Source organism: Duncaniella sp. B8, assembly GCF_005304985.1.
Lineage (GTDB): Bacteria > Bacteroidota > Bacteroidia > Bacteroidales > Muribaculaceae > Duncaniella > Duncaniella muris.
Genome location: NZ_CP040121.1, coordinates 3126578 through 3150802 on the forward strand (window position 1 = coordinate 3126578; position 24225 = coordinate 3150802).

Sequence of the window (24225 nt, forward strand, 5' to 3'; positions counted from 1 at the left end):
TTATGAAATCGCCAAGTTTGTACATCATCGCCGGTTGCAATGGAGCTGGGAAGACCACAGCTTCATTCACCCTTTTGCCTGACGTCCTTGACTGTCAACAATTTGTAAATGCCGATGAGATTGCCAAAGGCCTTTCTCCTTTCCATCCGGAAAGTGTGAGCATGGAGGCCGGACGTATCATGCTCGGCCGAATAGAAGAGTTGTTGCATAAAGGAATCACCTTTGCCATAGAGACCACGCTGGCCACACGCAGTTACCATGCCCTGGTCTCCAAAGCCCATAAACTGGGCTACTTTGTCCATCTGCTTTACATCTGGCTGTCGTCACCACAGCTGGCAATCAAACGCGTTGCCCAGCGAGTCAGTGAAGGTGGCCATAATATACCCTCCGATGTTATCGTGCGCCGCTATCATCATGGCATCGACAATCTGTTCAACCTGTTTATGCCTATTGTAGACAGCTGGACCATCATAGATAACACTCGCTGCCGCCCGCGTGTAGTGGCGAATGACACACTGACTTTAGCTCCGGAAATATATGAACGAATCAAAAACGATGGAAAGACGCAGGAAGACTGACAATAACATATCCGAAAAGTTAGCCCGCGGAATGGAAGTTGCGGTTGAAAAGTGTCTTTTAGACAAGGTGGTCAAAGGACAGACTGTGGTCTACGCCCACGATGACGGCACGGTCTACACCATGTCGGCCAAAGATGCGCTTGACCATTTCCTTGCGGAAGCCGTAAAAGAAATTTCGAGAAATTAGAAGGCCATTCAGGCTATCGCCAGAACAAACAGAGCCTCTGCCGGATTATTTTTTTGATCCGGCAGAGGCTGTTGCTGGGATTACAGAACCCCGCATCTTTAAAATGAACGCAAGTCGGGAGTGAGGCCGTATAGCTGACGGTTCTGGCCAGATGTATATCATCAATTAATGGAGTGGTCTGCTTTGATCCACTTTTCGATGGCCTTGATTCTTGCTTCGGCATGGAGATTGCCATTAATCATTTTGGCGACTTCGTTCAAAAGGTTCAGAGCGTCATCAGCCGACTTGCAGACATAGTCATTCCGAGGCGGACACTTGCGGTAGACCTCCAGCTCCTTCTTGGCGTATTCAAGCGAATAGCCTTTGTCGCGCAGCAGATGTTTTATGAGCTTGCACACCTCGACATTCTCCGGTGTGTACCTGCGCTGACCCGACGGAGTCCTGTGCGGTTCCAGCTGATCGAACGTATCTTCCCAGAAGCGCAAAGTGCTTGCCGGGATATTCAGCATCGCAACAACCTCGCGGATGCGGTAGTAGGTTTTTGTTGCCGATATCTCGGCCGATTTTGTTAAGTAAGTCGTAAAAATTAATTTATACTAAGCCGCATGGACAAAATTGATATTGAGTTCAGATCCAAGCGCAGCCAACGCACGGTTAGTTGCATAGAGCAGGGATTCTGTGGAGCAATAATCCGCAGGTCTGAGCCATTTGCCCTTGAGGATTCTCCAGAGCGTCTCGGCGATATTCAAATGTGGACTGTACGGTGGAAGGAAAAAGAGATACAACCCACGTTTCTCCCATATTGGACGGAGTTCCCGCATGAGTTTGCATCTGTGGACGCTTGCATTGTCAAGGACAACAAAAGTGTTTTTACGGATACGGAGAGAAAATCGGTCAAGAAAGTCGGCAACCTTGTCAGCGGTCATATTCTCAGTTGTGGAGAATCCTTCATATCGATTGTTGCGGTCTATCATGCCGAAAATATTGAGTCTCAGACCTCTTTCAGATGGGATATAGACATCTTCACCTCGGAACTGCCATCCGTATGGCACATATCCCTCGGTGCAGATGTGGCTTTCATCTCCATAATAAATGTCGATGAGACAATCTTTTTCCTGTTGTACGAGTTCTTGCAGCTTCTCGGTCTTATACGCATAGAGCTGCGGCGAGGGTTTCCCCTTTGGACGTTTTCTTATACGTCTATATCCCGCGCCAAGGCGGATAAAAAAGCCCTGAAGGTACTCTCGGAGGCTTCTTTCCCTGAAGCCTGCTGCCATGCCTCTTTCGCTTTCTTCACGCTCTGCCTGTCGTTCTCTATGGCTTTGCGTACCGACTCTTCGTCCGAGCAGTCCATTATTGGCTTCCGACCCCGTCCGGGACGTGTTTCCAGTCCTTTGATTCCTTCGGCCTCGAAGCGTTTCACCCAGGAATTGACTGATATATGGGTCATGTCGGTCTGTTCTCCAACCTGTTCCGAAGTCAGGCCGGTGGATTTCAGAAGCACTGCGCGACAGCGCATGCGGTATGCGTGGCTCTTGCCTTGGCGAAAGCCTTCCTCTAATTGCAGACGTTGTTGGTCTGTCAGTTGTATAACTTTGATTTTTGCGATAGCGTTGTGTCTTTATGTGTTTACACAAAGATACGCAAAAAAATTGATATAAACTAATTTTCAACATCTACTTATCATGAAATAAAACAGATAAAATTTCGATGTGCAGTCTTAAAGTCGCAACAGACCGTCATCGAGGATGCAAAATATCTTTATGTGTTCACTCCGTTGCGACGAGAAATGGTTTCACGACTCAAAGACAGGGAATTCAATCTTATTATCCAAATTTTCTTACAATAAAACTTTAGTTTTTATGTCTTTGCACTCTAACAGAGCCGAGAGCCACTTAACCCACACGGGATAGGTGGCTCTTGATTTTTATTACTAAGTATATGGAGAAGATTTTTCATTCATACCACATAAAAGGCGCGACACGAAAACCCTTGGCGCTTTTAAGTACATCGATTACGACTATGAGGGCCCTCTTTTGTAAAGAGTTCGGCGCGGCATACTTCGATAGCGTTGGGATATGACATAGAAAATGGCTTATGTACCGCGAAGATACATAAGCCGTTATATATTGTAAAAGACGAGTTTCTATTCGCTCGTAATGATTTTATCTAATGGAATAGGATATATGATAGGTAGGTTATACCATACCTTTTTAGGTATGCCATTCATTTTCCCAGGCTTAAATTTACCCAAGTGCTTGACTGCTTCTTTAGCAGCATTTACATATTCATCAGGCAACGTTGTTTTACGTGCCAATTTGATAGTTTCAACGTCAATAATTCCGTTTTTAGAAATGGCAAAAGTAAAAATACATTTGCCTTTAATGCTGTCTGATTGAGATAGTGATACAGTTGAAAGATAACAGTATAGGTCTCTCAATAGTCCATCATCACCGCCGTTGATATAAGCAGGTCTTTCTTCTACAGTTGTTGCATTTGTTGTTTGAGTGTTCAATGACACTATGAGCAACAAAAAGAATAATATTTTGACTAATTGAAAATTTTTCATACTGCAAATCAGGGCAACCGCATCAAAATTTTAGGCGATAAGCAGCGATGGCGTTGCGTCAACGATGATAGATGTAGGGAAATTCTTTGAATACACCATATCCGAAGTCATGAATTCTTAGTAATTTTATAGTGTTAAAATCTCGGCAACAGTCTGATTTTTAGCGCCATAAAGCTTGCATATCTCGTGCTTTTTTAGTATCTTTGTAGCTGACAATCAACAATATAGATACTAAAATCATGCTAAACGAAATCTTTATGACAGTACCCGATCATCGGGTTACAGGTCGTTGCACATACGCGCTTTCCGACCTTCTGACAATCGCCTTGCTGACCTATATCTGCGGAGGCGAGGATTATGTGGACATGAGCGAGTTCGCTTATTATCGGGCGCGTGATTTCGGTCTGCTTGCCGAGCGTCCTGACCGCAGCCCGTCGCCTGACACTTTCGAGCGGCTGATGAGTGCTGTGGATCCCGATGAGATTGAGAGATGTCTGGTTGAGCATGGCCGGAAGTTCCTTGACACGCTTTCTGAAAAACAGGTTGTCATAGACGGCAAAAAGCTCAGGGGTACATCGCCTAAACAGCATGGAACGAAAGGCGATTACATAATGAACGCCTATGTCAGCGAGAATCATATAGTAGTAGGACAGCAACGTCTCAAAGACAAGGAAAATGAAATAGTCGCCATACCGCAGCTTATTGAAAAACTGGATATCGAAGGAGCTGTAATCTCTATAGATGCTATTGGCACACAAGTAAAAATCGCTCAAGACATCCTTGATAAAAATGCCCATTACTTTCTCGCAGTCAAAGAGAATCAGGGAGCTATGAACGAACAGATTATCGATGCATTCCGCTACAATAAGCCAGTTGACTCAGCTTCGCAGATGGATGCCGACCACGGACGTATCGAGACACGCGATTGCCGCATATTGAATGCGGACACTATCGAGGACAAGGATGTCCTGGCTCGCTGGCCCGGCCTGAAAACATTGATAGAGGTCACTTCAACGGTTGACTATGGCAACCGCACGGCAACCGCCGTCAGACGGTACATCAGTGACGAAGATTATCCCAAGGCTGCATACTTCAATATGTTGGCCCGTGGTCACTGGTCAATCGAGAACCAATTGCATTGGAATCTTGATGTGACATTCCTCGAAGATGCCTGCCGTGCAAGGAAAGGGTATGCGTCACTAAACCTCTCAACAATAAGGAAGTTGGCAATGCAGATTATTAAAGAGCATGTCGACAAAAGTAGTCTGAAGAAAAGACGCTTCAAAGCGAGCCTTTCCAACGACTATCTGACCGATATGCTACTTAAAGCAAAATTTTGATGCGGTTGCCCTGTACTGCAAATTTATCTTATTAATAGGAACAGGAATGATGGAGGGAATTGCATATTCGCCATAAAAGGCGTACCATTCAATTGCTTTTATCACCTCTTATAAATATCGCGCCCGGCTCTTTGAAAGTGATTGGAAGATAACAGGTGAAGCTTTTCTTTAAGTGGGGAATATAGTATTTTACGCGGAAATTGGGCAACGCATTCACAAGTCTTAACGCCTCTTGATTGACGGCCTCGTTCTTGCTCGGTCGGCGAAAAATCGACGGATTGCTGATTGAGCCGTCAGGATGAACGGTAAATTTCACCAATACTCGTTCGCTACCCTTGAATCCTTCAGGAATACGGATGTTTTCGTCAAGCCATTCTTTGAGTTTTCCGTTGCCTCCGGGAAACTCGCAGCGAGTGTCAAGGTTTACCAAGACTTTTCGCGCTTCCGTTTTTATTTGTGAAAGAGTTTCGGGAGATACTGTCAGAAAGAGGGCGCGATTTCCATACTCGTCGTTTTTTACCTTCGCTTTTTGAATGGCGTCAGCTTCTACCAGACCGAGGTGTGCCCCCGGAATCCATTCATCATTGAAATAGAAAAATTCGGTTTTGTCGTTCAGAGTAAGAGGGAATTGAATTTCGCGTACAATGGTGTCGTTCACGCAGTAATTCTGTGCGAAAGCAATGCACGCCTGAACGAGAATCAAGGATACTAAAAATATCTTCTTCATATAGTACAAGTTTGATTTTCCAAAATGTCGTGGTTCAATGGAACCCTTTCCGACCGCAAAGTTAGCAAGGGTAAATGAATTTTGTCTTAACAAATGTATAGACCGCCTTATTTTTTGATGTTCGTTGTTGATTTATTTGCCAGTTCTCGTCTGATACGGCTTAAATGGTTGGGAGTAATCAACAGAAAAGAGGATATATCTTTCAATGTAACAGTCTCGACAATTTGGGGATATTGTTCACACAATTCCACATAACGCTGACGTGGCGACTTGCGGTAGAGATTGAGCAACCGCATGAATACCATATTGAACAGTGCCTTATATTCATCAAGCAGAGAAGGGGAAAGATAATCCTTAAAATTTTTTAACGGCACACGCATTATATCGCAATCAGCGCCGGCGATAATTGCGAATTGAGAGGATTCTCCGCGTAAAGACGAATGAAAATCTGTAATGAGTTGACCGGGGAAAGCGAAATTAACTACTGCCTCATCTCCCGAATCATTGAGGGTTGTAATTTTGAAATAGCCCGAAACTACAAGGGCGGCATAGCGTGCGATTGAACCTTGCTGTACAAAACATTCTCCTTTCTTATAATGGCATAGCGTTCCATTCTCACGGCAAAAATCAATGGCTACCGTAAGATCTAATAAATCAATATATGAATTAAACTGTGCCATAAGGAATTACAAAGTTAGGTAAAAATTTGCTATTCGTCATCTTTTAGCACTAAGAATCTCAACAACCTCGACACGGCTCTTTCATTTAACCTAAAATAAATAGCATATCTTCCCTTACCCGGTTCATTGAGAATCGGGTAATTTTTCCATGTCTGTATATCAAAGAGTTATTCTGGTATCAAAATCTTATTTTTTTCACTTTTGACTTAAAAATCGAATCAGTCTGGTAAAGCTCATCGAGATATGTCTGATCAGTTCGGCTATGCCTTTATTCTTATCTGATTGTTTCTTGCGAAGTCCTTTCCATATTGAGAACACCGAGTAAACTATTCTTTGTATGGTATCGAGGTTTCTGGCGGCTCTTGTTGACTTGCGTTTTATATTGTCCTGCTGAAGATTTTAGTCCAGCCCCCAGTGCATACTTTCTATTGACCAATGGTTGCGCACGAAGATTCCTGGCTTCGGAGTATGCGTAGGCATACTGCTGACGTACAGGCGTTTTTCTGAGGTGTGTACTCCTGTTGACTTTTTGACTGTGGACGATTCATACTCTATGATGGTCATGTTTCCGCCCCATTTCTTCTTGTCTGCGATAATGTCCAGTCCGTCATATACGCGGTAGGTTCTCGTCTCTATCCTGCCGTGGGCCAGTTCGGGACCTTCGGTGTAAGAATATACCGGTGTGTGTTCCACTAGCCTGTCCTCAATGCCGTATCGCAATGACGGCTGGTTGGCTTTGAGTTCTATCAGAAAGTCTCCGCCTTTCTTTCTGATTTTCTCGACAATATCCTTCTGCATAGACATTGCGTCGGCTGTGACAATCTTTCCTGCGACATCTATTTTATCAAGAAGTATCGGTATGGCCTTTATCTCGTTGCTCTTTTCCTGACAGGCTTCGGTGGCGATTGTTATGCCGGTGCTGAACGAATAGGCAGAGACGATATCCGGGCTTCGCCCGTTTTCCTGAACGGTGCCGCGCTCGGCTTTGCCGTCAATGCAGATTATTTCAATGATGCGGCTGGCGCAAGTAAGTCTTTCAAGGAATATGTCTGCGAACTGCTGCATCCTGTCGGCCATATCCATATCGTTGATGCCGTTCTCCACACGGCAAAGCGTGGCCTCAGATGGTACGCCGTTCCTTAACAGGCCCATTTTGTGTAATTTGTTGAGGTTGTATCTGCCGAACTCCAATATCTCGGCTCGTCCGATGCATCCGGCCATACGTCCGAGTATCATCAGCATGATGATATCGTTGAGGCTGTGACGGAAATTGCCTTTGTCCAATCTACGGAAATCCGGCACGGATGAGGCAAACGCTCGAAGTTCTTCCATGATACTGCGCCTTGTGTCAAATTTATTGTGTACTTTTGCGGTATGATCAGGCGCATAGGCGTCAGTCGAACAGACTTGGTCAAGTGGCTTCATTTTTTTGGCGTAACTCTTTGATTATCACCTATAAAGTTACTAAAAATCTGCCACTTGGCCAAATTTTCATTGCACTTATTTTCTTGAAAATCAGAGGTTAAAGCCTCTCCACCCGTACTGCTCTCGCTATAAAATAACACATTTGTCGAGAATGAGACGAAATCTTAAATGAAAGAGCCGTGCAACCTCGACGATGTAAAACGTCGCCTTGCGTAATTGAAAATAGAGCCTCTTACTTCCGAAAACAAAACAGCTATAAAAGATTTAGTTCGTGAACTCAAAGAGCTTGCCAAAGTAATGGAGAAAGTTCAGAAATACTCCAATTGGAAAACCCAGTCTGGTTTCATTTTGCAAAGATAACTCTATGCTCCGACATTACCTCCGCCCACCGGAAAAATCCGCTGACCCCAAATTTTGTAATAATAAAAAAACCTAAAGTTTACCAATAAACGCAAAATAAACGGGTCAAGCCGAAAACACGGTGCATGAATTTTGAGAAAAGTGTTAAATTTGTGGCATGAAAACCGCAGATGCAATATGGATGTGCCTGTCCGAGGGCATGGACGAACTATTTGAGATGGTGCGCTTCGAGCGCACGGAACAGTCCTATGACATATGGCTTGACGAAAAGAAGAAACTGTCTGATGAAGACTATCGTAATCCAAATATCGTAGCGCGAGGCTATACGGATTATGTAACAATACAGGACTATCCGATGCGTGGACGACCTGTATTTCTTCACATGCGCAAGAACAAGTGGTGGGACAGGCAGACCAACGAAATCTTCAGCTACAATCTCGAACTTCCCAACGAGGAAGGAACACGACTCAGCGCCGAGTTCGTGGCTTTTTTAAAAGACGAAGGTGGAGACGACAGCCCTGTCGATTAAACAGATAGCGCAGATGTACTGCGTCAACGGCAAACATTTTGCCGACTTGTACCGCAATAAGATAAGCGGTTACGCCGACTGGTGCGAACAGGAGCTTGGCTTTGGGTTCTATTTCAATGCCGATAATATCGGCCCTTACATGAGCCTTGATGAGACGTGTCTGAGCAACGGGGAGGTATGGACGTTCCTGACCAACAAGGACGGCCACGGAGGCAAGGGAACACTTGCGGCAGCCATTCCCGGAACAAAGAGTGACGAAATTATATCCATACTCATCGGAGCTATGGAGAAATCAATCAGACGCAGGGTCAAGGAAGTGACCTGCGATCTCTCGCCATCAATGATGCTCATAGCCGCAGAAGTGTTCTATAACGCCCATGTAGTCAACGACCGTTTTCATGTCCAACAGGTCTATAATGAGGCCGTTGACGAAATCCGCATTGACATTCGCCGACAGCTCATCGCAGAGGAAAACAACCGCAACAAGTCCGAACCGCCGGTAACGTACTCCAACGGAGAGACCATGCGCCAGATACTGGCTCGCAGCAAACACACTCTGATGATGTCGCAGAACAAATGGACTGACATACAGCGCCATCGTGTCAACATACTGTTCAAATACTATCCAATATTGAAGGCTGCATACAGCCTTGCGATGGAGCTGCGCAAGATTTTCAACGCTAAAATCTCACCGACAAAAGCCATGGGGAGGATGAACAAGTGGTATGAAAAGGTAATGGCATTGGGTAACAACAACTTCCGCTCGGTAATCAAAACATTCAAGAACCACGCCCCAACAATCCTGAACTATTTCCGTCGTCGTGCGACCAATGCCTCTGCCGAGGCATTCAACTCTAAAGTCAAAATATTTCGCTCACAAATGCGTGGTGTCCGGGACCGCGACTTCTTCATCTTCCGATTAGTCAAACTCTACGCCTAAAAATTTAACACTTCTAATTGCCCAATTTAACATATGCACCGTGCTTTCGGCTTGAGCCAAATAAACCCTGAAAATCAACGTTTAAATCATTAATTTTCAGGGTTTTATTGGCGGAGTGAGCGAGATTCGAACTCGCGATACGCTTTTGACGTATACACGCTTTCCAGGCGTGCCTCTTCAGCCACTCGAGCATCACTCCTCTGAGTTAGTTCTATTTCTTTTGCGGCCTCTGCGATATGCAGTGGCGTGGGCTTTGACGGGTGCAAAGATAGACAGAATTTTCGTATTTTGCAAATTTTTTTGAATCTCCTTTAAATACCGGATTTTGAATACAGGAATACAGGCACTCGCATACGTATAGTTTGATCCAAATGTGGAAGGTAAGGATATTGGCAAAAAATAAACCGCCTGACTATAGAGATTTGCAGGCGGTTTGTTGTACCTCGGAGGGGAATCGAACCCCTATCTGAAAATTAGGAATTTCCCATTCTATCCGTTGAACTACCAAGGCTTATTTGAATGCAAAATTACAATTATTAATCGGTTTTTCCAATTTGCAGCTTGTTTTTATTGAGGATTGAGAGTAAATTGAAGTCAGAATTGTGCACTTTGCACCTCAATTAGCGTGTGCGGATTTATGTATTTAGTTGTGTGTTGCTGCGTTTATCTTGCGAGTGAAAGATTGAGATTAAAGCCGAATGAGGTGTTGGTTGTGGGGTAGGAGGTCGATGATACGATCGGGGTATTGATCTGATGATCGAAGAATGCTCCGAGCGTGAGGCGACGCGACATGATATATGATGCGGTGAAGTTCATGGTCAGAGAGCGGGTGCCTGATGTGGGCTGGGTGTAGGCAGTTTCGATGCGGCGGATTAGAGCCTGGGTTTCTGAGAATGCAAAATCGGCGTTGAGGGTGAGGTCGTTGGATATGCCTCGTCCCGATCCTTTCATTTTGAGGACAGTATTGAAGCCGATGATCTTGTAGCCGAGTCCTATGGTCAGGCCGCGCTGATTGGCTTCGACTATCTGACCGGCTGAGGTGTTGAGTGTCAGAGTGCGGGAATCACGATAGTCGGCCGAGATTGTCATGTCGTTCTTAAGTGTTACGGCTGCGCCGAGAAGCGGAGCGAATTTTTCGGTTATGGCCACAGATGAAATGTTGTAGGGCGATGTCGGAATCGGATTGCCGGTGAGCTCATCGATAGTGAATCCGAGGTCACCCTTGTCGGCGCTCATCCAGTTAAGATATGATGAATATGATCCGACTGAGTAGGTGCACTGGTAGGCATGGCTCAGTGTGAAGGCCTTGAATACGTTGCGCAGGTTGCCGAGGTAGATGAGTCCATCATAGGTCACACGCCAGTTCGGAAGAGCGTTTGCAAACGATGGGAAAGGAGTCAGATATTGCTTGCCGGGGTTGGTGCCTGAGTAGGCGGCGATGAATGCCGGAATGAGTACATCGGAACTTGTCGGGCTGATGTCGCCGACGGAGGGATTGAACGGATTGCCGGCGTTGATATTTCCTTCCATGAATCCTCCCATCGGGTAGTTGAGCCCTGCATACTGGGAGCGCACACGGTTTGCGATGACAGGTATGTTTGCGAGGAAGTCATTGAAGGCATCTGAGGCATATCCGTTGTCGGCTTTGAAGTGTCTGAGGGCTGTTTTCAGAGCCACATGGGTCTTGGTGTAGGAGCCGGCAAGGGCTGTCGGCATGTTGTCATACATAAACTGTACTGATCGCGTGCGGTTATCGGTCCGGTTAGTGGTCAGCACGATCTTAAGACCTTTGACGGGCTCAAGAGTCAGATCGAAGTTCAGTTCTTTTGTGTGGGCGAAGATCGCCGGAGATGTCTGGCCGTCGTCGGTGATCAGCCATCCGCGGTGCAGGGCCTTGTCAATGTAGCTTTCATCTGTGAATCCGAAAGCAAAATCCAGTCCGGGCGACATCGGCCCATAGCTGCGTGACTGGCCGAATACATTGCCGATGGTCGGGCGGAACAGAGGGAGAGAAAGTGAGTTGGTGGAGCGGAAGCGGAACGATGCGTTGCGTGGTGACATGACGAAGCGGCTGGCATATTCGCCGATCTCGCGCCAAAGAGTTTTTTCTTCCTTCAATACTTCCTCGATAGTAAATTTGATGTTCTGATCGCCACGTGTAAGTACTTCGATGCTGTTGGCATCCTTCACTTTGTGTGTGATGCGGAATGGCTTGCCGTCAACGGTAGTGGCCTTTACCTTGACTTTCGAGTTGCGCAGGTTGTGGCGCACTGTCAGAGTGGTGTCCGGCAGCAGCGCGTATGTACGTTCGAATTTCTTCGGTTTTTTTACTCTTGTCTGAGCCTTTTTGGCCTGGAAGCGCTGGTTGACCTTCTTTGTGTAGGACCACTTGTTATAGAGCGATTCGAAATTGACACGACCGTCCATATTCCATGAAGCCTGATTGGCAATGGAGTTGCCGGTTTCGATTCCATCGACCTCCGCACCGCGGTCCCAGCGATAGGTCGAGTTATATGATATGTTACCTGTCAGCCAGTCAAGAACCGGAATCTTGTTGAACGGAGCCCGATAGCTGGCCACGAATGACTGATTGTAGCTCCAGGGTGTTCCGAGATGAAGAATGCTCTGCAATACGGTGTCTTTCCATTCCTTGTACTTGTCAGGGAACAGTTTGCGGTTCACAGCGCCCATTGTCTCTTCAATGCGGGCCGATGTGTTGCTGTTGAAGTTGAAGGTGAGAGATTTGGTCAGGTTCCAAGTGAGCGAAAGCTGACGGTCCCAGATAAAATTCTTGCTGACAGAAACCGGGAGCTGGAAGTCAACATCAGTCTCAGAGCGAGTCTGCATTTCATAATAGTAGCGCGAAATGGTGGTCAGGAACGTTATGTTGCTCGGCAGATAGTTGAACTCCCATTCCTTGAAAAACTTCATGTGTTTCGACTTGCTTTTTATGAAGCTGAAAGGTTTGACTCCTTTGAGGTAGGGAGTGTAGGAATACTGGAGAGAGCCGCGGTAATCGTTGGTGTTCTCATACTCGGTGGTCGGATCTGTTTTCGACTGCTTGTTGAACGAAAAATTTATGGTGAAGTTGGCCGGATCCCACGGCATGGGATTTTTTGATTTCACGTCAAACTTCAGGCCGGAAATAGAGAAACTTTTGATTGTGGAATGTTCCACTGAGTAGCTTCGAATAGAGTCTTTTTGGGCTTCAGTGGCGCATGCGTCAAGAGCGTCTTTCAGCCTTACGTCCTGATCGAGCGGGTTGTATTTTGGAGTGATTATTTCTTTTGACACTGAGTAATAGATCGGAGCCCGCAGTTTGACTTTCTCAGGGAGAAAACGACCGGCATCAACCTGCAGTGCAAAGTTATACTGCTCGTAGTCATCCATACGCCGGGCGTTGAGGCTCTGATCAACCCCGCCGAAGCCGGCAGTCTCTACGTGGGCGCCAAAATTCAGCGTGGCGATATCACTTACTCCGATATTCAGATTGCCTTTTGCTGCCCAGCCTCCTTCGCTCTCGAAATCGGTTACTTTCAGTTCGTTGAGCCATACGATGGCATCTTTGGCGGTACTTGCATTGTTGCGGACACCAATAAGCATCACACGGACATCACTGAGCGACGGATTGCCTATGACGGCCATGCGGTTGCGCTCGTTGTCCGGGTCACGTCCTGTAAAGAGAGTAGCGAATCCCACACCAGGCTGCTGTTCATTCTTGGCCCGGTTGCGCTCTTTCTTCAGATCGACAAGCGCCTGAAGGTTGAAGTCCATGTAGTTTTCACGAGGCCATACAATGGCACGGTCTTTGGCATTGTCGGCATATTTACCGGCCGGGGTCAGCTGCAGTGGTACTTCATATTCATAATAGTTGCTGCGTACATCAGTACCGAGGCGCAGGAACACGGAAATTTCACCGGACTGGAGCTTTGTCATGTCATCAATGAGCTTTTCCGCGTGGACCCACATCTGGAGTTTCTTGTAATTTCTCAGGTCGTGATGGGTGTTTTTGTAAATACCACGCGCGTCACCTGGCTGGAGACCGGTGACTTTCAGCGAAAGAGACTGTTCGTTAAGCTGCACAATCTGGCTTTGGCCGGGATCTGTGATGCGGCTTACCCCCGGTGGCAGCACATAGTTGACCGGTTCGCGTTTAGAGTTTTCCTCGATATTGACCACCGACATGTCAAGCTGACCCTCGGCCGGGGCATCGCCTCGTGAGTTGAGATTGAACTGATAGGGACGCCATTCTCCACGCACGAGTTCAAGGGTGGCAAAACGCAGATGTGTGACGGCCTTGAAGCCGGTCATGAACATGCGGGCAAAACGGATAGTGGAGAAATCACTGATGTTGCCGACCACTTTCTGATAGTCGCTCAAAGGGATCTTGAACTGATACCAGACTACTTCCTGTGTGGTCTGATCATTATTCACTACCACAGACACCTGCTTGTCGGTGATATAGTTTTTGCCGACTACAAGGTCTTCAGGCCGGATCGAAATTTTATATTGGAAATAGCGTTCATATTCATTCAGCGTGTTGTCCTGATTGATGTCCTCCACATCAGGAAGCGCACGTGATGACTGGTAGAGCGGATCAGTTGCGTCAGACGGAGAAAGGGAGTTGCCTTCTACTCCGTTATAGCGTTTATAACGTTCAAGCACTCCGAGGCGCTGTTCATCGTAGTCGTATCCACGGAAAAAGTGATAGTTGTCACCTGCCGGGTCGTTGAACGGGGAGAATGGATCAGCCTCCATGCGTTCGATGGCAGACGGACTGAGTTTACGGCGCAGTTCGGCAAGATAGTCGGAATATGTGCTGAAGCCGAATTCATCTTCGTTGATGAGGCCGTCCAGACCGACGTCTTGCGGGAGACGCGAGCTGCTATTGTTGTCAAAAGCATAGGTCAGGGAGTTCTGAGTAGAGACGCGTCCCCACACGGTAGACTGCATGAACTGGTCGTCACCGTTGACCGGCACGCCGTTTTCATAGCTCTTCAGTCCGTCTTTAAGTATATCTTCCGAAATTTCTCCGAAATTCAGATAGAGGTCTCCGCCCTCAAGGTTGTCATTGTCGGGGTCGAGGAATGGAGAAAGCATCCAGAACTGGACATATTCAATATTAGAGGCATCGAAATTGGTGTTGTCCATCTTGCGCATGATGCCTCCCCACCGGCGGTCGGGATAGAGGAGATTGCCTTGGTCGTCGATATCTGTCGCGTCAAGGTTGTAGGGTCCGCGTTCTGTCGGATAGAATGACAGATTCAGAGTCTGGATGGTATTTGATTCGCCATATGGGCGTTCTCGTCCTGGGAAAATCTCACGTGAGGTTATCTCCCGGACATAAGGGTTGTTAAGCATGGCGGGATCGTTTTTGATATAGCCGGGACACATAGAGGAGTTGCGGGCTGTGAACATGCGGTCTATATAATACCAGTTAATCAGCGCGCGGTTTTTGCCATAGCGGATGTCATTTGACAGCGATGCCTCCGGGAACAGTGCGTCACCGCTCGGATCATATGGCGTGGAAGCGAGGAACCATGAGTATGGCGACCGCAGATCTATGCCGATCTGAGTGCTTTCGAAGTCATCAATGTATGACGATCCGCGGTTGCTGCCGCTTTTCTGTTTGTGGGGAATAAGATTTGCGAATTCAGCCTGGAGGCTCAGGGTAGACGGCTGGACTGCATTGACCGTAGGTATCTTGTTCAAGAGGTTTGTCAGCCACATGAACTGGGTGTTATACTGCATGTTGAGCCCCCAGATGGTATTGTTGACTATCTCATCTCCGATATTTACCTTTTCGGTCTGAGCTTTCTCGGAGAAGTGCATGATAGTGGCTCCGAGATTGAAATCCTTGTTGAATTTATAGTTGAGGTCAAGACCGAGCAGGGTTTTGCGTTGCATGGAGTAGAGCGACTGATTTTCCAGTGTCACATTGATGCTCTGTCCGGAGTCAATGATGCTTTGGTTGGTAATGGTCACAATGCCCATTGTGTAGTCTACCGTATAGTCGCTGTTTTCTACAAGTGGAACACCGCCGGCAGTGACAACTACTGATCCGCGAGGCACATTCATGGCATTCAGCCTGATTTGCGAGGATGAACCTTCAGCTCCCTTATATCGGCCTGAGAGGATGAATTTGTTTTTGTCTGCAAACTGACGGGCGACAATTAGGGTTGAATCATAGAGCTGATTGTAAACATAAGGCTCCGCGGCAGCCGGATTGCCGATTTTTTTCTCAAGGTTGGATCCGAACGGCTCTACAACCGGGAATATAATTTTTCCCTGAGAGGAAAGAATGGTGTATCCCTCTATGAAGTCAAAGAATCCGTCAGGATTTGATGCTTCGTTTGAATCTATGCGGTCAAGATTCATGACTTGGAGCAGCGGCACATTATTTATAGGTGCCACGGGCAGATAGTTGATCTGGGTGCCGGTCGTGTCACTCAGATATTTTATATTAAGCCGAAAGTCTGATTTGCTTATCTGGTAGGCGCCGAGTGAATAGACGTTTTTCATCATAAGATCCCACATCGGGAGTTTGGGATTTATGGTGGTTGATTTCAGCATCTTCAGATAGAGCGACTGTTCGGTGGTCGAAATGTCGGCGGAGAATTCACCGACCTGATAGACTTTGCCGTTGTATGTGTATTCATAGGCCACACCAAGGACCTCGTCAGAAGCCAAGGCGCTTTTGAGAGAAATGTATCCGAGGGTAGGGTTCAGTGTGTATTCTGAGGATGAGAGCAGACGGGCCGATTCAACTTTTTCATAATCCATGCCTCCGTTTATCCCCAAGGCAGACAGCGGGGCAAGAGCCTGGGTCACAGTGTTGATGTTTCGTGCTCCGGGATAGTCATTCTTGATTGTGGCGAGCAGGTTGTTTGAAAGGTTTGATGGCTGTGGATAGGCAGGGTCTGTCAACCAGTAATCACTGGCGAGCACCCGATTCTCGCCAAGGTCCATGAACGCGACAAAATTTCGGCTCTGGTCAAAACGCGCATTGCGGTTCGTGATCCAGACTTCGATCCTTGTGATCTGTATGCCTGACGAAACATATGGCAGACGTGAAGCAAAGACGTCGTAATTGTCACGGAAGAAGTGACCGAGGAAGAAGTGGCGGTTCTGATCGTATTCATCCGCATTGATTGAGAACTCAGTTGTCTGCACACCGCCTTTCGAACTTACAGATGTTGACTGCGAATTCTGTTGAGAGACAAGAGCAGTAGCAGTCAGCTTGCCGAACTGCAACTGAGTCTTTATGCCGAACAGGGCGGTGCTTCCACGGATGAGTGATGAGCCTGTGGTCATCGAGACATTACCGGCCTCGATTGACTTGACAATGTCATCTTCCTTGCCTTCATAAGCGAGTTTTATGTTTTTCGAGTCGAAATCGAAGGTCGCATCTGTATTGTAGGTCATGTTGAACTTCATGCGGTCGCCTACAGAGGCATTTACCGTGGCCTGGATCTTTTGGTCAAAGTCAAAATAAGTCCTCCTGCGGGCATCAAGTGCAAGGGCCGGGTTGTCAGTCTTGTTGGTCTTGACACCCATTGAAAGATTCACTGAACCCTGGGTTTTCAGCTGAACACCACCGGGGCCAAATATTTTTTCAAGCGGTCCGAGAGCAAAATTCATGTCGAGAATGTTGAAGGGCTCCTTGTCAGGTGTTGTCAGAGCTTCAGCATTCCGCAGCCTGAAATAGTCTTGCATCTGACGGCGCGTCTGCCAGGTGTTGTATTGTTGAGGTGTCAGATAGAAGGGTGTGACGATATCTGATTCGCCCAGACGTGTGCGGATCACATAGCATCCCAGTTGAGGATCAAATTCAGCGGTAGTCGAAATGTTTGATGGCAAGTCCAGGTCTGTGGCAAGTTCCTGCTGCATGAGCTCATCGTATGTCTGAGGTATCAGGGGCCTTACCGGAAACAGCGTTGTGATAGTGTCAGTCTGGCCTTGCTGAGGAGCTGTTATGACTGGAGCCGGAGGATTGAATTCTGGAGAAATACTTTGGCCGAATGCAAAAAAAGCACTTGTCACCGTCAGAATGGCCATGACGGTGATAATGCTTCGTAATTTGAATATGTTGCGCCTTTGTTTCAGGACTGTGTCGCTATGATGAATTCCGGTTAGTGTCCGAATCTCTACATCATGCTCAATGCTTTTTTTATCGCCGTTTCGACTTTGACGGCAGGGTCAGCATCGAAAATCCTTTTCAGGACCTTCTGTGACTGCTGCCGGACAAAGCCAAGGGCTGTCAGAGCGGCAAGTGCTTCTTCATACACTTCTCCGAAAGAGCCGGATGAGTTGGACTGTAAAGATAACGTATCGTCTGTGGGTTTTATTTTATCCCTCAGATCAACAATTATCCTTTGAGCTGTCTTTGTTCCTATGCCCTTGACATTTTTGAGCGTATTGTGGTCACCTGAATTGATGACAGACTCCAGTCCGGTGACAGGCATGGATGAGAGAATAAGAATAGCGGTGTTCGGACCAACTCCGGAAACACCGATGAGCAAACGGAACATCTCACGTTCTTGTGAAGTAAAAAAGCCATAGAGTACATGTGCATCTTCGCGGATCACTTCATGTATGAGCAGTTTGATTTCTCCGGTTGAACGCTGGATGTCCTCAAATGTAGCCAGCGAGATATTAAGCATGTAGCCTATGTTGCCGGCTTCGATCACGGTATATGTGGGGGTGAGCTCGGAGACCGGCCCTTTTATGTATTCTAACATTTTGGCGGAATATTATTTTATGTTTGTCTGCAAAGTTACATTAAAAAGCCAAGACATGCAATTGTAGGGCCTGAGAGGAGGTTAAGATAAAAGAAATCGGCTCTGAGACATGCCGGAATTAAATCTGGTGATGTCACGGAGCCGATTGGTTCGGTCAGTCAAGGAGCTGATTAAAGCTCGTCGTTTTCAAATACGATCTCGTAGCTGTCGCCGCTCTTGTTGCCTTTATAAGAAAATTTGATACCGCGGTCAGAGAGCTTCACGAGCTGGACAAATTTTTGTTGGGCAGGAGCACTGATTACCTGTGCCTTTACCTGTGCTTTCTGCTCTGCAGCAGATTCTTTCATTACGCTGAGATCAGCCTGATCTTCATCTACGACATAATTGTAAACGATGTAGCCTTCATCGGCTGAAAGGCTCATCTTTTCGATGCCGGGCATTTTCTGTCCTTCAAGCTGTTTGTTGATTTCTTCTACGGCCAGATCGAGAGCCTTGTCAGAACTGCCACAGGCAGTTGTCATTGCCATCATGACTGCTACAGCCACGAAAGCGACATAACGGATAAGTTTCATGAAAAAAATGATTTGATTGGTAAATGTGGAGTGCAAAATTACTCTTTTTTTAATATATGGCCAAAAATATCTAACTTTGTGGCAAAATAAAATCGTAATTGCGATGCAAGTTGTCTACGAAGATAATCATATTATAATAGTAAATAAAGCTCCGGGTGAGATTGTCCAGGGTGACAAAACCGGAGATGAGCCTTTGGTTGAAACGCTAAAGATTTGGTTGAAGGAGAAATATGATAAGCCTGGGAATGTTTTCTGTGGAGTGGTTCATCGTCTGGACCGCCCGGTTGGCGGCCTTGTCGTATTTGCCAAAACTTCAAAAGCTCTGACTCGTCTGAATGAAATGTTCCGTAATGGCGATGTCGAAAAAACTTACTGGGCATTAAGCCGTAATATACCGGCATCGCCAGAAGGTCGTCTGGAACATTATATCACTACTACCGAGCGTAACAACAAGAGCTATGCGTCGCTGACAGAAAAGAAAAACTCAAAAAAGGCGATTCTCAGTTACAGGCTTCTTGGCAGTTCAGACCGCTATAATCTGATTGAAGTGAAACTTGAGACCGGGCGCAAGCATCAGATCAGGGTCCAGCTGTCAGCCATAGGTTGCCCGATAAAAGGTGATTTGAAATACGGCGACAAACGCAGCAATCCAGACGGATCTATCTCTCTGATGGCTCGTCGGATCAAGTTTGTACATCCGGTTTCAGGCGATGTGATAGATGTGACCGCACCGCTTCCTGCGGATCCTCTGTGGCAGGCATTTTCTAACATTGAAAGTTGAGATTGTCTATATGTCTGTTCAGCCATCTGTCATGAAAATAGATCTGGATGAAGTGTTGCGCCAGCGCGTTTCTGCCTATTATCCGTTTATCCCCCGATGGGTCATCCGAAAACTTGAGAATTACATCTGCCAGGATGGCCTGAACAAATTGCTTCAGAACAATGCATCACTTGATGGGGTGGATTTCTGCCGCGGGGTTATCGGAGACCTTGGAGTTAGGTATAATGTGCATGGATCGCTTCCTGCTTCTGACAGCCGTGTGGTTATCGTTTCAAATCATCCGCTTGGAGGTCTTGACGGCATGATTCTTGCCGACATGGTTTCCAGTCAGTATGGAGGCCGGAAAGACATACGCTTTGTGGTGAACGATCTGTTGGATTTCGTTACACCTTTACGTAATATATTCGTAGGGGTCAATAAGCATGGCGACCAGTCACGTTCAGCCGCAGCACAGATTGACGAGGCCTTTGCGTCAGACATGCCGGTGATCATGTTTCCGGCTGGTCTGGTGTCGAGAAAAAGAGATGACGGCACCATCTCAGACCTGCAATGGCACAAAATGGTGGTGAACAAAGCCATTTTGCATAAGCGAAATGTAATTCCGGTATATTTTAGTGGTCATAATTCCCAATTTTTTTATAAATTTGCGCGTTTAAGAGTCCGTCTTGGTCTGAAATTCAATATCGAAATGATCTGTCTGCCACGTGAAATCTTCAAAAGCGCCGGCTGCATCTTTGATATTCATATCGGGAAGACGGTGCCTTGGACTGATCTGCGAGGCGGAAAAAACTCACAGGCTCAGGCTGAAGAACTACGTAGAGCAGTCTATAAGTTGTGCGATAAAACAGACCGCTGTCAGCCGGAGTGAAAAATGAATATGAACTGATAATAGATAGATGACCGAAAAAATAATAGACCCTATTGACCCCGTGCTCATAGAGCGCGAACTTACCCGTGACCGGCTGTTGCGCTCGACCAACAAAGGGAATAATGAAATATATGTGGTGGACGGCCGCGAATGTCAGGCTGTCATGAACGAAGTCGGACGGCTTCGTGAAATCGCATTCCGCATGGCTGGTGGCGGCACAGGCAAAAGTTGCGATATCGACGAGTTTGATCTGATGGATCCTCCTTGTCGTCAGCTCATAGTCTGGGATCCGGAAGCAAAACAGATTCTTGGCGGTTATAGATTTATAATCGGGCGTGACATCAGACTGGATGCCCAGGGCCGTCCGCGTATTGCCACAAGCCACATGTTTCATTTCTCAGACAGGTTTATAAATGAATACCTCCCTTACACCATAGAACTCGGAAGGTCATTTGTGAGACTTGAATATCAGTCATCAAAGGCCGGAGCCAAAGCAATCTTCGCTCTTGATAATCTTTGGGATGGGCTTGGGGCGCTGACTGTGGTCTACCCCGAAATCAAATATCTGTTCGGAAAAATGACCATGTATCCGAATTATCATCGTGAGTGCCGGAATATGATCTTATATTTCCTTCACAAACATTTCCCGGATACAGAGGAACTTGTTCGCCCACTGCATCCTTTCAACCAGAGCTTTGATTCTGTAGCGATGGACAGACTATTTACCGGACGGACATTCAAGGAAGATTACCGGATTCTCAACCATGCAGTCAGAGAATTCGGATTCAACATTCCTCCTCTGGTCAATTCTTATATGAGTCTTTCGCCGACAATGAAAATGTTCGGTACAGCTATAAACGATGAATTCGGAGATGTAGAAGAAAGCGGTATCTTTTTTGCCATTTCCGATATTTTTGAAGAAAAGAAGCAGCGTCACATAGGTACTTATCACCCTCTCTCAGAGGATGAATAAAAATATCCGATAGTAAATTTAAATTCAAAATTCAAATGGATAGGATTTTAGTTACAGGCGGAACCGGATATATCGGTTCGCATACAGTTGTGGAACTTCAACAAGCCGGCTATCCGGTTGTCATTATTGATGATTTCTCCAACTCCAACCGGGAAGTGATTGACGGTATAGAACGTATTACCGGCATCCGTCCGGATTTTGTTGAAGGAGACTGCACGGATATGCAGACACTCTCCAGACTCTTTGCCGATTATCCGGACATAAGAGGCATTATAAATTTTGCCGCATCAAAAGCTGTCGGAGAGAGCATGCATAAGCCAATACTCTATTACCGTAATAACCTCAACACTCTTCTCAATCTCCTTGACCTGATGGGGCCGAATGGAGTGAAAGGCATTGTGTTCTCCTCGTCATGTACTGTCTATGGAGAGCCTGATGAAAATCCGGTGACAGAAAAGGCTCCGATCAAAAAAGCGACATCGCCTTACGGCAACACTAAGCAGATCTCTGAAGAGATTATCACAGATGTGATCAATGCCGGAGCGCCATTTAAAAGTGTGATCCTCCGCTATTTCAATCCGGTAGGCGCACATCCTTCAGCCGAGATCGGCGAATTGCCAAACGGAGTGCCTCAGAATCTGATCCCTTATCTGACGCAGACAGCTATCGGAATCCGCCAGGAACTGAGCGTGTTCGGCAATGACTATGACACACCTGACGGATCTTGTATCCGCGACTATATAAATGTGGTCGATCTTGCCAAGGCTCATGTTATCGCAGTAAAGCGCATGCTTGAAAACAAAAGCGATGCCAAAATAGAAATCTTTAATCTTGGAACCGGCAACGGAGTCTCTGTACTTGAACTGATTAATGTGTTTGAAGAGGCTACCGGAGTGAAAGTGCCCCACAAAATTGTTGGACGCCGGGCCGGAGATATTGAAAAAGTCTGGGCTAATCCGACTTATGCCAATGAAGTTCTGGGCTGGAAAGCCACATCGACACTTGCTGACACCATGCGCTCGGCATGGGCATGGCAGTTGAAACTGAGAGAACGCGGTGTGATGTAAAATCAACTGTCGGATTCAAAACAGACGAATAAGCTAAGTATTATCATATACTGACCCTGGCGGCGTATGTCATGTGAAATGACGTGAGCCGCCAATTTTGAACAATTCAGTAGAAAAGCAGAAGTCCTGGAAGAATTGTCGCTCTTCCAGGACTTCAGTATTTTTAGTAGTAGGTGAAAATCAGTCTACTTTATATATTTCTACTTCAGCCGGTTTGAAATTGGCAATGAAATCGGCATGCTTGCAGACTTCTGCTTCGGCAAGATTTGTGTAAATCTCCGCTGAGCGCTTGAAGCTTTCATTGCGGTTGGCATCAAGAAGAAGCAGATAGCTCATCACAATCACACCGGCCATTTCAACCAGACGGCGGGCCATGAAATCGCCATAGGCCGAATCTTCAACTGCAGTGACAGCCTCTACGGCTTTTGCATAGCGTTCGGTCATGGCAACCAGACGGTCTTTGAGAGACTGGAGCTCGGGCTTGATTTCCTCTGAATTGTATTCGTTGATCAGGTTAAGGTAAGTCCCGGTAGTGACGTGGCGGATAGCGGCCACAACCTGCAGCTGGGTAGTACCTTCGTAAATTGATGTGATACGAGCATCACGATAGAGACGTTCGCAGGCATAATCTTTCATGAAGCCTGAACCGCCGTGGATCTGGATGCAGTCATAAGCATTCTGGTTGCAATATTCGCTGCCCATGCCTTTTGCCAGCGGAGTGAGGGCATCGGCCAAGCGGCTGTAATACTTCGACTCCTTGCGTTCCTCAGGAGTAAGGCTGCGTTCTTTTGCCAGATCGTCATAGATCTTGTAGATGTCCACATAGCGGGCGCAGGCATAGAGAAGCGAACGGGATGCGTCAAGTTTGGCTTTCATCACCGACAGCATTTCATAGACAGCCGGGAATTCGATGATGGCTTTACCGAACTGTTTGCGGTCACGGGCATAGGCGAGAGCTTCGCGGTAAGCGAGTTCGCTGACGCCGATACTCTGTGCGGCGATACCCAGACGAGCTCCGTTCATGAGAGCCATCACATATTTGATGAGGCCGAGACGGCGTGATCCGCAGAGAACGGCTTTTGCATTTTTATATGTGAGCTCACAAGTGGGAGATCCCTTGATACCCATCTTGTTTTCGATACGGCGAACGTTAACACCTCCGTCACGCTTGTCATAGATGAACATCGAGAGACCACGGCCGTCTTTTGTGCCGGCTTCTGAGCGGGCAAGTACCAGGTGAATGTCGCTGTCACCATTGGTGATGAAGCGCTTCACGCCGTTGAGCAGCCATGTGCCGTCAGGCTGTTCTGTGGCCTTTAGCATTACACTCTGAAGGTCAGATCCGGCATCTGGTTCTGTAAGGTCCATTGACATGGTCTCTCCCTGGCATACGCGGGTGATGAATTTTTCTTTCTGAGCTTCGTCAGCGAATTCATAGATGGTCTCGGCGCAATCCTGAAGGCCCCAGAGATTTTCGAAGCCTGTGTCGGCACGGCTGACAATGTCGGCAGCCATGATATAGGGAGTGATCGGGAAGTTGAGACCTCCGTAACGGCGGGGCATTGCCATGCCCATCAGACCTGCTTTACGGCAGGCATCGAGATTCTCTTGTGTTTTGTCAGCATAGATGACACGGCCGTTTTCAACTCGCGGGCCCTGGTGGTCGACATCCTCTGCGTTCGGTGCGATGATGTCGCCGCATATTTCGCCTACGATTTCAAGAACTTTGTCATAGCTGTCCTGAGCATCGGCATAGTCGAGCGGTGCATAGTCGAATTTCTCGGCATCGGTATAGTTACGTTCTTTCAAAGCCACGATCTTCTCCATCAGAGGATGGGTAAGATGGTGTCTGAGATCGGGATTATCTGTATAAAAGTTAGCCATTGCT

Annotated in this window: 18 protein-coding genes, 2 tRNA genes and 2 pseudogenes; 9 read left to right on the plus strand and 13 right to left on the minus strand. The window is 46.9% G+C overall.

Going from position 1 to position 24225, the window contains the following annotated elements; translation table 11 throughout:
* Positions 1 to 2: 2 nt before the first annotated feature.
* Positions 3 to 578 carry a zeta toxin family protein gene (locus FDZ78_RS13430; protein WP_124075748.1) on the plus strand — a complete coding sequence of 192 codons (576 nt, stop codon included), beginning with the start codon at positions 3 to 5 and terminating at the stop codon, positions 576 to 578.
* A complete protein-coding gene (locus FDZ78_RS13435) occupies positions 556 to 765 on the plus strand; it encodes a hypothetical protein (RefSeq protein WP_107031923.1) in 210 nt (69 codons plus the stop codon). The genes FDZ78_RS13430 and FDZ78_RS13435 overlap by 23 nt, the downstream gene beginning before the upstream one ends.
* 161 nt (positions 766 to 926) lie before the next feature.
* Here FDZ78_RS13435 and FDZ78_RS13440 read toward each other — a convergent pair whose 3' ends face one another.
* The 4 genes and pseudogenes from FDZ78_RS13440 to FDZ78_RS13455 all read right to left on the minus strand — a co-directional run bounded on the left by FDZ78_RS13440 (position 927) and on the right by FDZ78_RS13455 (position 3334).
* Positions 927 to 1352 (minus strand): MerR family transcriptional regulator, encoded by a 426-nt coding sequence (locus FDZ78_RS13440; protein WP_370291910.1) that lies wholly within the window; start codon positions 1350 to 1352, stop codon positions 927 to 929.
* Between the two features lie 9 nt (positions 1353 to 1361).
* Positions 1362 to 2126: pseudogene (locus tag FDZ78_RS13445) on the minus strand (IS630 family transposase); the annotation flags it as partial.
* Positions 2048 to 2284: pseudogene (locus tag FDZ78_RS14885) on the minus strand (helix-turn-helix domain-containing protein); the annotation flags it as partial. The pseudogenes FDZ78_RS14885 and FDZ78_RS13445, both read right to left, overlap by 79 nt.
* A 627-nt stretch (positions 2285 to 2911) precedes the next feature.
* Positions 2912 to 3334 (minus strand): energy transducer TonB, encoded by a 423-nt coding sequence (locus FDZ78_RS13455; RefSeq protein ID WP_124076506.1) that lies wholly within the window; start codon positions 3332 to 3334, stop codon positions 2912 to 2914.
* A 257-nt stretch (positions 3335 to 3591) separates the two neighbouring features.
* Between FDZ78_RS13455 and FDZ78_RS13460 the strand changes: the two genes are divergently transcribed.
* Positions 3592 to 4674 (plus strand): ISAs1 family transposase, encoded by a 1083-nt coding sequence (locus tag FDZ78_RS13460; protein WP_240740289.1) that lies wholly within the window; start codon positions 3592 to 3594, stop codon positions 4672 to 4674.
* An 88-nt stretch (positions 4675 to 4762) separates the two neighbouring features.
* On the opposite strand, the gene FDZ78_RS13465 is transcribed toward FDZ78_RS13460, so the two are convergent.
* From FDZ78_RS13465 to FDZ78_RS13475, 3 genes are all read right to left on the minus strand, one after another.
* Complete coding sequence (locus tag FDZ78_RS13465) at positions 4763 to 5401, minus strand: energy transducer TonB (RefSeq protein ID WP_124076502.1); 639 nt, start codon at positions 5399 to 5401, stop codon at positions 4763 to 4765.
* Between the two features lie 107 nt (positions 5402 to 5508).
* The gene (locus FDZ78_RS13470; protein ID WP_124076500.1) at positions 5509 to 6081 is read right to left on the minus strand and encodes a Crp/Fnr family transcriptional regulator; all 573 of its coding nucleotides are present in this window, start codon (positions 6079 to 6081) and stop codon (positions 5509 to 5511) included.
* A 399-nt stretch (positions 6082 to 6480) separates the two neighbouring features.
* On the minus strand, positions 6481 to 7506 hold the full coding sequence (locus FDZ78_RS13475) for an ISAs1 family transposase (RefSeq protein ID WP_240740290.1): 1026 nt from the start codon (positions 7504 to 7506) through the stop codon (positions 6481 to 6483).
* A 517-nt stretch (positions 7507 to 8023) separates the two neighbouring features.
* On the opposite strand from FDZ78_RS13475, the gene FDZ78_RS13480 reads away from it, so the two are divergent.
* Positions 8024 to 8395, plus strand: a complete 372-nt coding sequence (locus tag FDZ78_RS13480; RefSeq protein WP_137426214.1) for a transposase family protein — start codon at positions 8024 to 8026, stop codon at positions 8393 to 8395.
* A complete protein-coding gene (locus tag FDZ78_RS13485) occupies positions 8370 to 9335 on the plus strand; it encodes a transposase (protein WP_240740291.1) in 966 nt (321 codons plus the stop codon). Before FDZ78_RS13480 ends, FDZ78_RS13485 begins: the two co-directional genes overlap by 26 nt.
* 108 nt (positions 9336 to 9443) lie before the next feature.
* Here the strand turns inward: FDZ78_RS13485 and FDZ78_RS13490 are convergent.
* The 5 genes from FDZ78_RS13490 to FDZ78_RS13510 all read right to left on the minus strand — a co-directional run bounded on the left by FDZ78_RS13490 (position 9444) and on the right by FDZ78_RS13510 (position 18648).
* Positions 9444 to 9534: transfer RNA gene (locus tag FDZ78_RS13490), tRNA-Ser, on the minus strand.
* A 240-nt stretch (positions 9535 to 9774) separates the two neighbouring features.
* Positions 9775 to 9846, minus strand: a tRNA-Arg gene (locus tag FDZ78_RS13495).
* Positions 9847 to 9998: 152 nt separating this feature from the next.
* Entirely contained in the window at positions 9999 to 17393 is a 7395-nt protein-coding gene (gene sprA, locus FDZ78_RS13500) for a cell surface protein SprA (protein WP_136408769.1), read from the minus strand.
* An 89-nt stretch (positions 17394 to 17482) separates the two neighbouring features.
* The gene (gene ruvA / locus FDZ78_RS13505) at positions 17483 to 18076 is read right to left on the minus strand and encodes a Holliday junction branch migration protein RuvA (RefSeq protein WP_107032625.1); all 594 of its coding nucleotides are present in this window, start codon (positions 18074 to 18076) and stop codon (positions 17483 to 17485) included.
* A gap of 170 nt (positions 18077 to 18246) precedes the next feature.
* On the minus strand, positions 18247 to 18648 hold the full coding sequence (locus FDZ78_RS13510; RefSeq protein WP_123399777.1) for a hypothetical protein: 402 nt from the start codon (positions 18646 to 18648) through the stop codon (positions 18247 to 18249).
* Positions 18649 to 18751: 103 nt separating this feature from the next.
* Here FDZ78_RS13510 and FDZ78_RS13515 point away from each other — a divergent pair, with 103 nt between their 5' ends.
* Genes FDZ78_RS13515 through galE form a run of 4 tightly spaced genes read left to right on the plus strand, consistent with a single transcriptional unit; the run spans position 18752 to position 22337 of the window.
* The gene (locus FDZ78_RS13515; protein ID WP_124075973.1) at positions 18752 to 19429 is read left to right on the plus strand and encodes an RluA family pseudouridine synthase; all 678 of its coding nucleotides are present in this window, start codon (positions 18752 to 18754) and stop codon (positions 19427 to 19429) included.
* Positions 19430 to 19460: 31 nt separating this feature from the next.
* Positions 19461 to 20297, plus strand: coding sequence for a 1-acyl-sn-glycerol-3-phosphate acyltransferase (locus tag FDZ78_RS13520; protein ID WP_168182087.1), 837 nt, complete (start codon positions 19461 to 19463; stop codon positions 20295 to 20297).
* 28 nt (positions 20298 to 20325) lie between these two features.
* Positions 20326 to 21270, plus strand: a complete 945-nt coding sequence (locus FDZ78_RS13525; protein WP_107032629.1) for a GNAT family N-acetyltransferase — start codon at positions 20326 to 20328, stop codon at positions 21268 to 21270.
* A 35-nt stretch (positions 21271 to 21305) separates the two neighbouring features.
* Positions 21306 to 22337 (plus strand): UDP-glucose 4-epimerase GalE, encoded by a 1032-nt coding sequence (gene galE, locus FDZ78_RS13530; RefSeq protein ID WP_136408771.1) that lies wholly within the window; start codon positions 21306 to 21308, stop codon positions 22335 to 22337.
* 180 nt (positions 22338 to 22517) lie between these two features.
* Here the strand turns inward: galE and FDZ78_RS13535 are convergent, their stop codons facing one another.
* On the minus strand, positions 22518 to 24221 hold the full coding sequence (locus FDZ78_RS13535) for an acyl-CoA dehydrogenase family protein (protein WP_136408772.1): 1704 nt from the start codon (positions 24219 to 24221) through the stop codon (positions 22518 to 22520).
* Positions 24222 to 24225 lie beyond the last annotated feature (4 nt).

What these genes read in the sequence shown, in the direction of transcription:
- FDZ78_RS13430 (WP_124075748.1), top strand. Translation starts at nt 3, where the DNA reads ATGAAATCGCCAAGTTTGTACATCATCGCCGGTTGCAATGGAGCTGGG.
- FDZ78_RS13435 (WP_107031923.1), top strand. Translation starts at nt 556, where the DNA reads ATGGAAAGACGCAGGAAGACTGACAATAACATATCCGAAAAGTTAGCC.
- FDZ78_RS13455 (WP_124076506.1), bottom strand. Translation starts at nt 3,334, where the DNA reads ATGAAAAATTTTCAATTAGTCAAAATATTATTCTTTTTGTTGCTCATA.
- FDZ78_RS13460 (WP_240740289.1), top strand. Translation starts at nt 3,592, where the DNA reads ATGACAGTACCCGATCATCGGGTTACAGGTCGTTGCACATACGCGCTT.
- FDZ78_RS13465 (WP_124076502.1), bottom strand. Translation starts at nt 5,401, where the DNA reads ATGAAGAAGATATTTTTAGTATCCTTGATTCTCGTTCAGGCGTGCATT.
- FDZ78_RS13470 (WP_124076500.1), bottom strand. Translation starts at nt 6,081, where the DNA reads ATGGCACAGTTTAATTCATATATTGATTTATTAGATCTTACGGTAGCC.
- FDZ78_RS13475 (WP_240740290.1), bottom strand. Translation starts at nt 7,506, where the DNA reads ATGAAGCCACTTGACCAAGTCTGTTCGACTGACGCCTATGCGCCTGAT.
- FDZ78_RS13480 (WP_137426214.1), top strand. Translation starts at nt 8,024, where the DNA reads ATGAAAACCGCAGATGCAATATGGATGTGCCTGTCCGAGGGCATGGAC.
- sprA (WP_136408769.1), bottom strand. Translation starts at nt 17,393, where the DNA reads ATGGCCATTCTGACGGTGACAAGTGCTTTTTTTGCATTCGGCCAAAGT.
- ruvA (WP_107032625.1), bottom strand. Translation starts at nt 18,076, where the DNA reads ATGTTAGAATACATAAAAGGGCCGGTCTCCGAGCTCACCCCCACATAT.
- FDZ78_RS13510 (WP_123399777.1), bottom strand. Translation starts at nt 18,648, where the DNA reads ATGAAACTTATCCGTTATGTCGCTTTCGTGGCTGTAGCAGTCATGATG.
- FDZ78_RS13515 (WP_124075973.1), top strand. Translation starts at nt 18,752, where the DNA reads ATGCAAGTTGTCTACGAAGATAATCATATTATAATAGTAAATAAAGCT.
- FDZ78_RS13520 (WP_168182087.1), top strand. Translation starts at nt 19,461, where the DNA reads ATGAAAATAGATCTGGATGAAGTGTTGCGCCAGCGCGTTTCTGCCTAT.
- FDZ78_RS13525 (WP_107032629.1), top strand. Translation starts at nt 20,326, where the DNA reads ATGACCGAAAAAATAATAGACCCTATTGACCCCGTGCTCATAGAGCGC.
- galE (WP_136408771.1), top strand. Translation starts at nt 21,306, where the DNA reads ATGGATAGGATTTTAGTTACAGGCGGAACCGGATATATCGGTTCGCAT.
- FDZ78_RS13535 (WP_136408772.1), bottom strand. Translation starts at nt 24,221, where the DNA reads ATGGCTAACTTTTATACAGATAATCCCGATCTCAGACACCATCTTACC.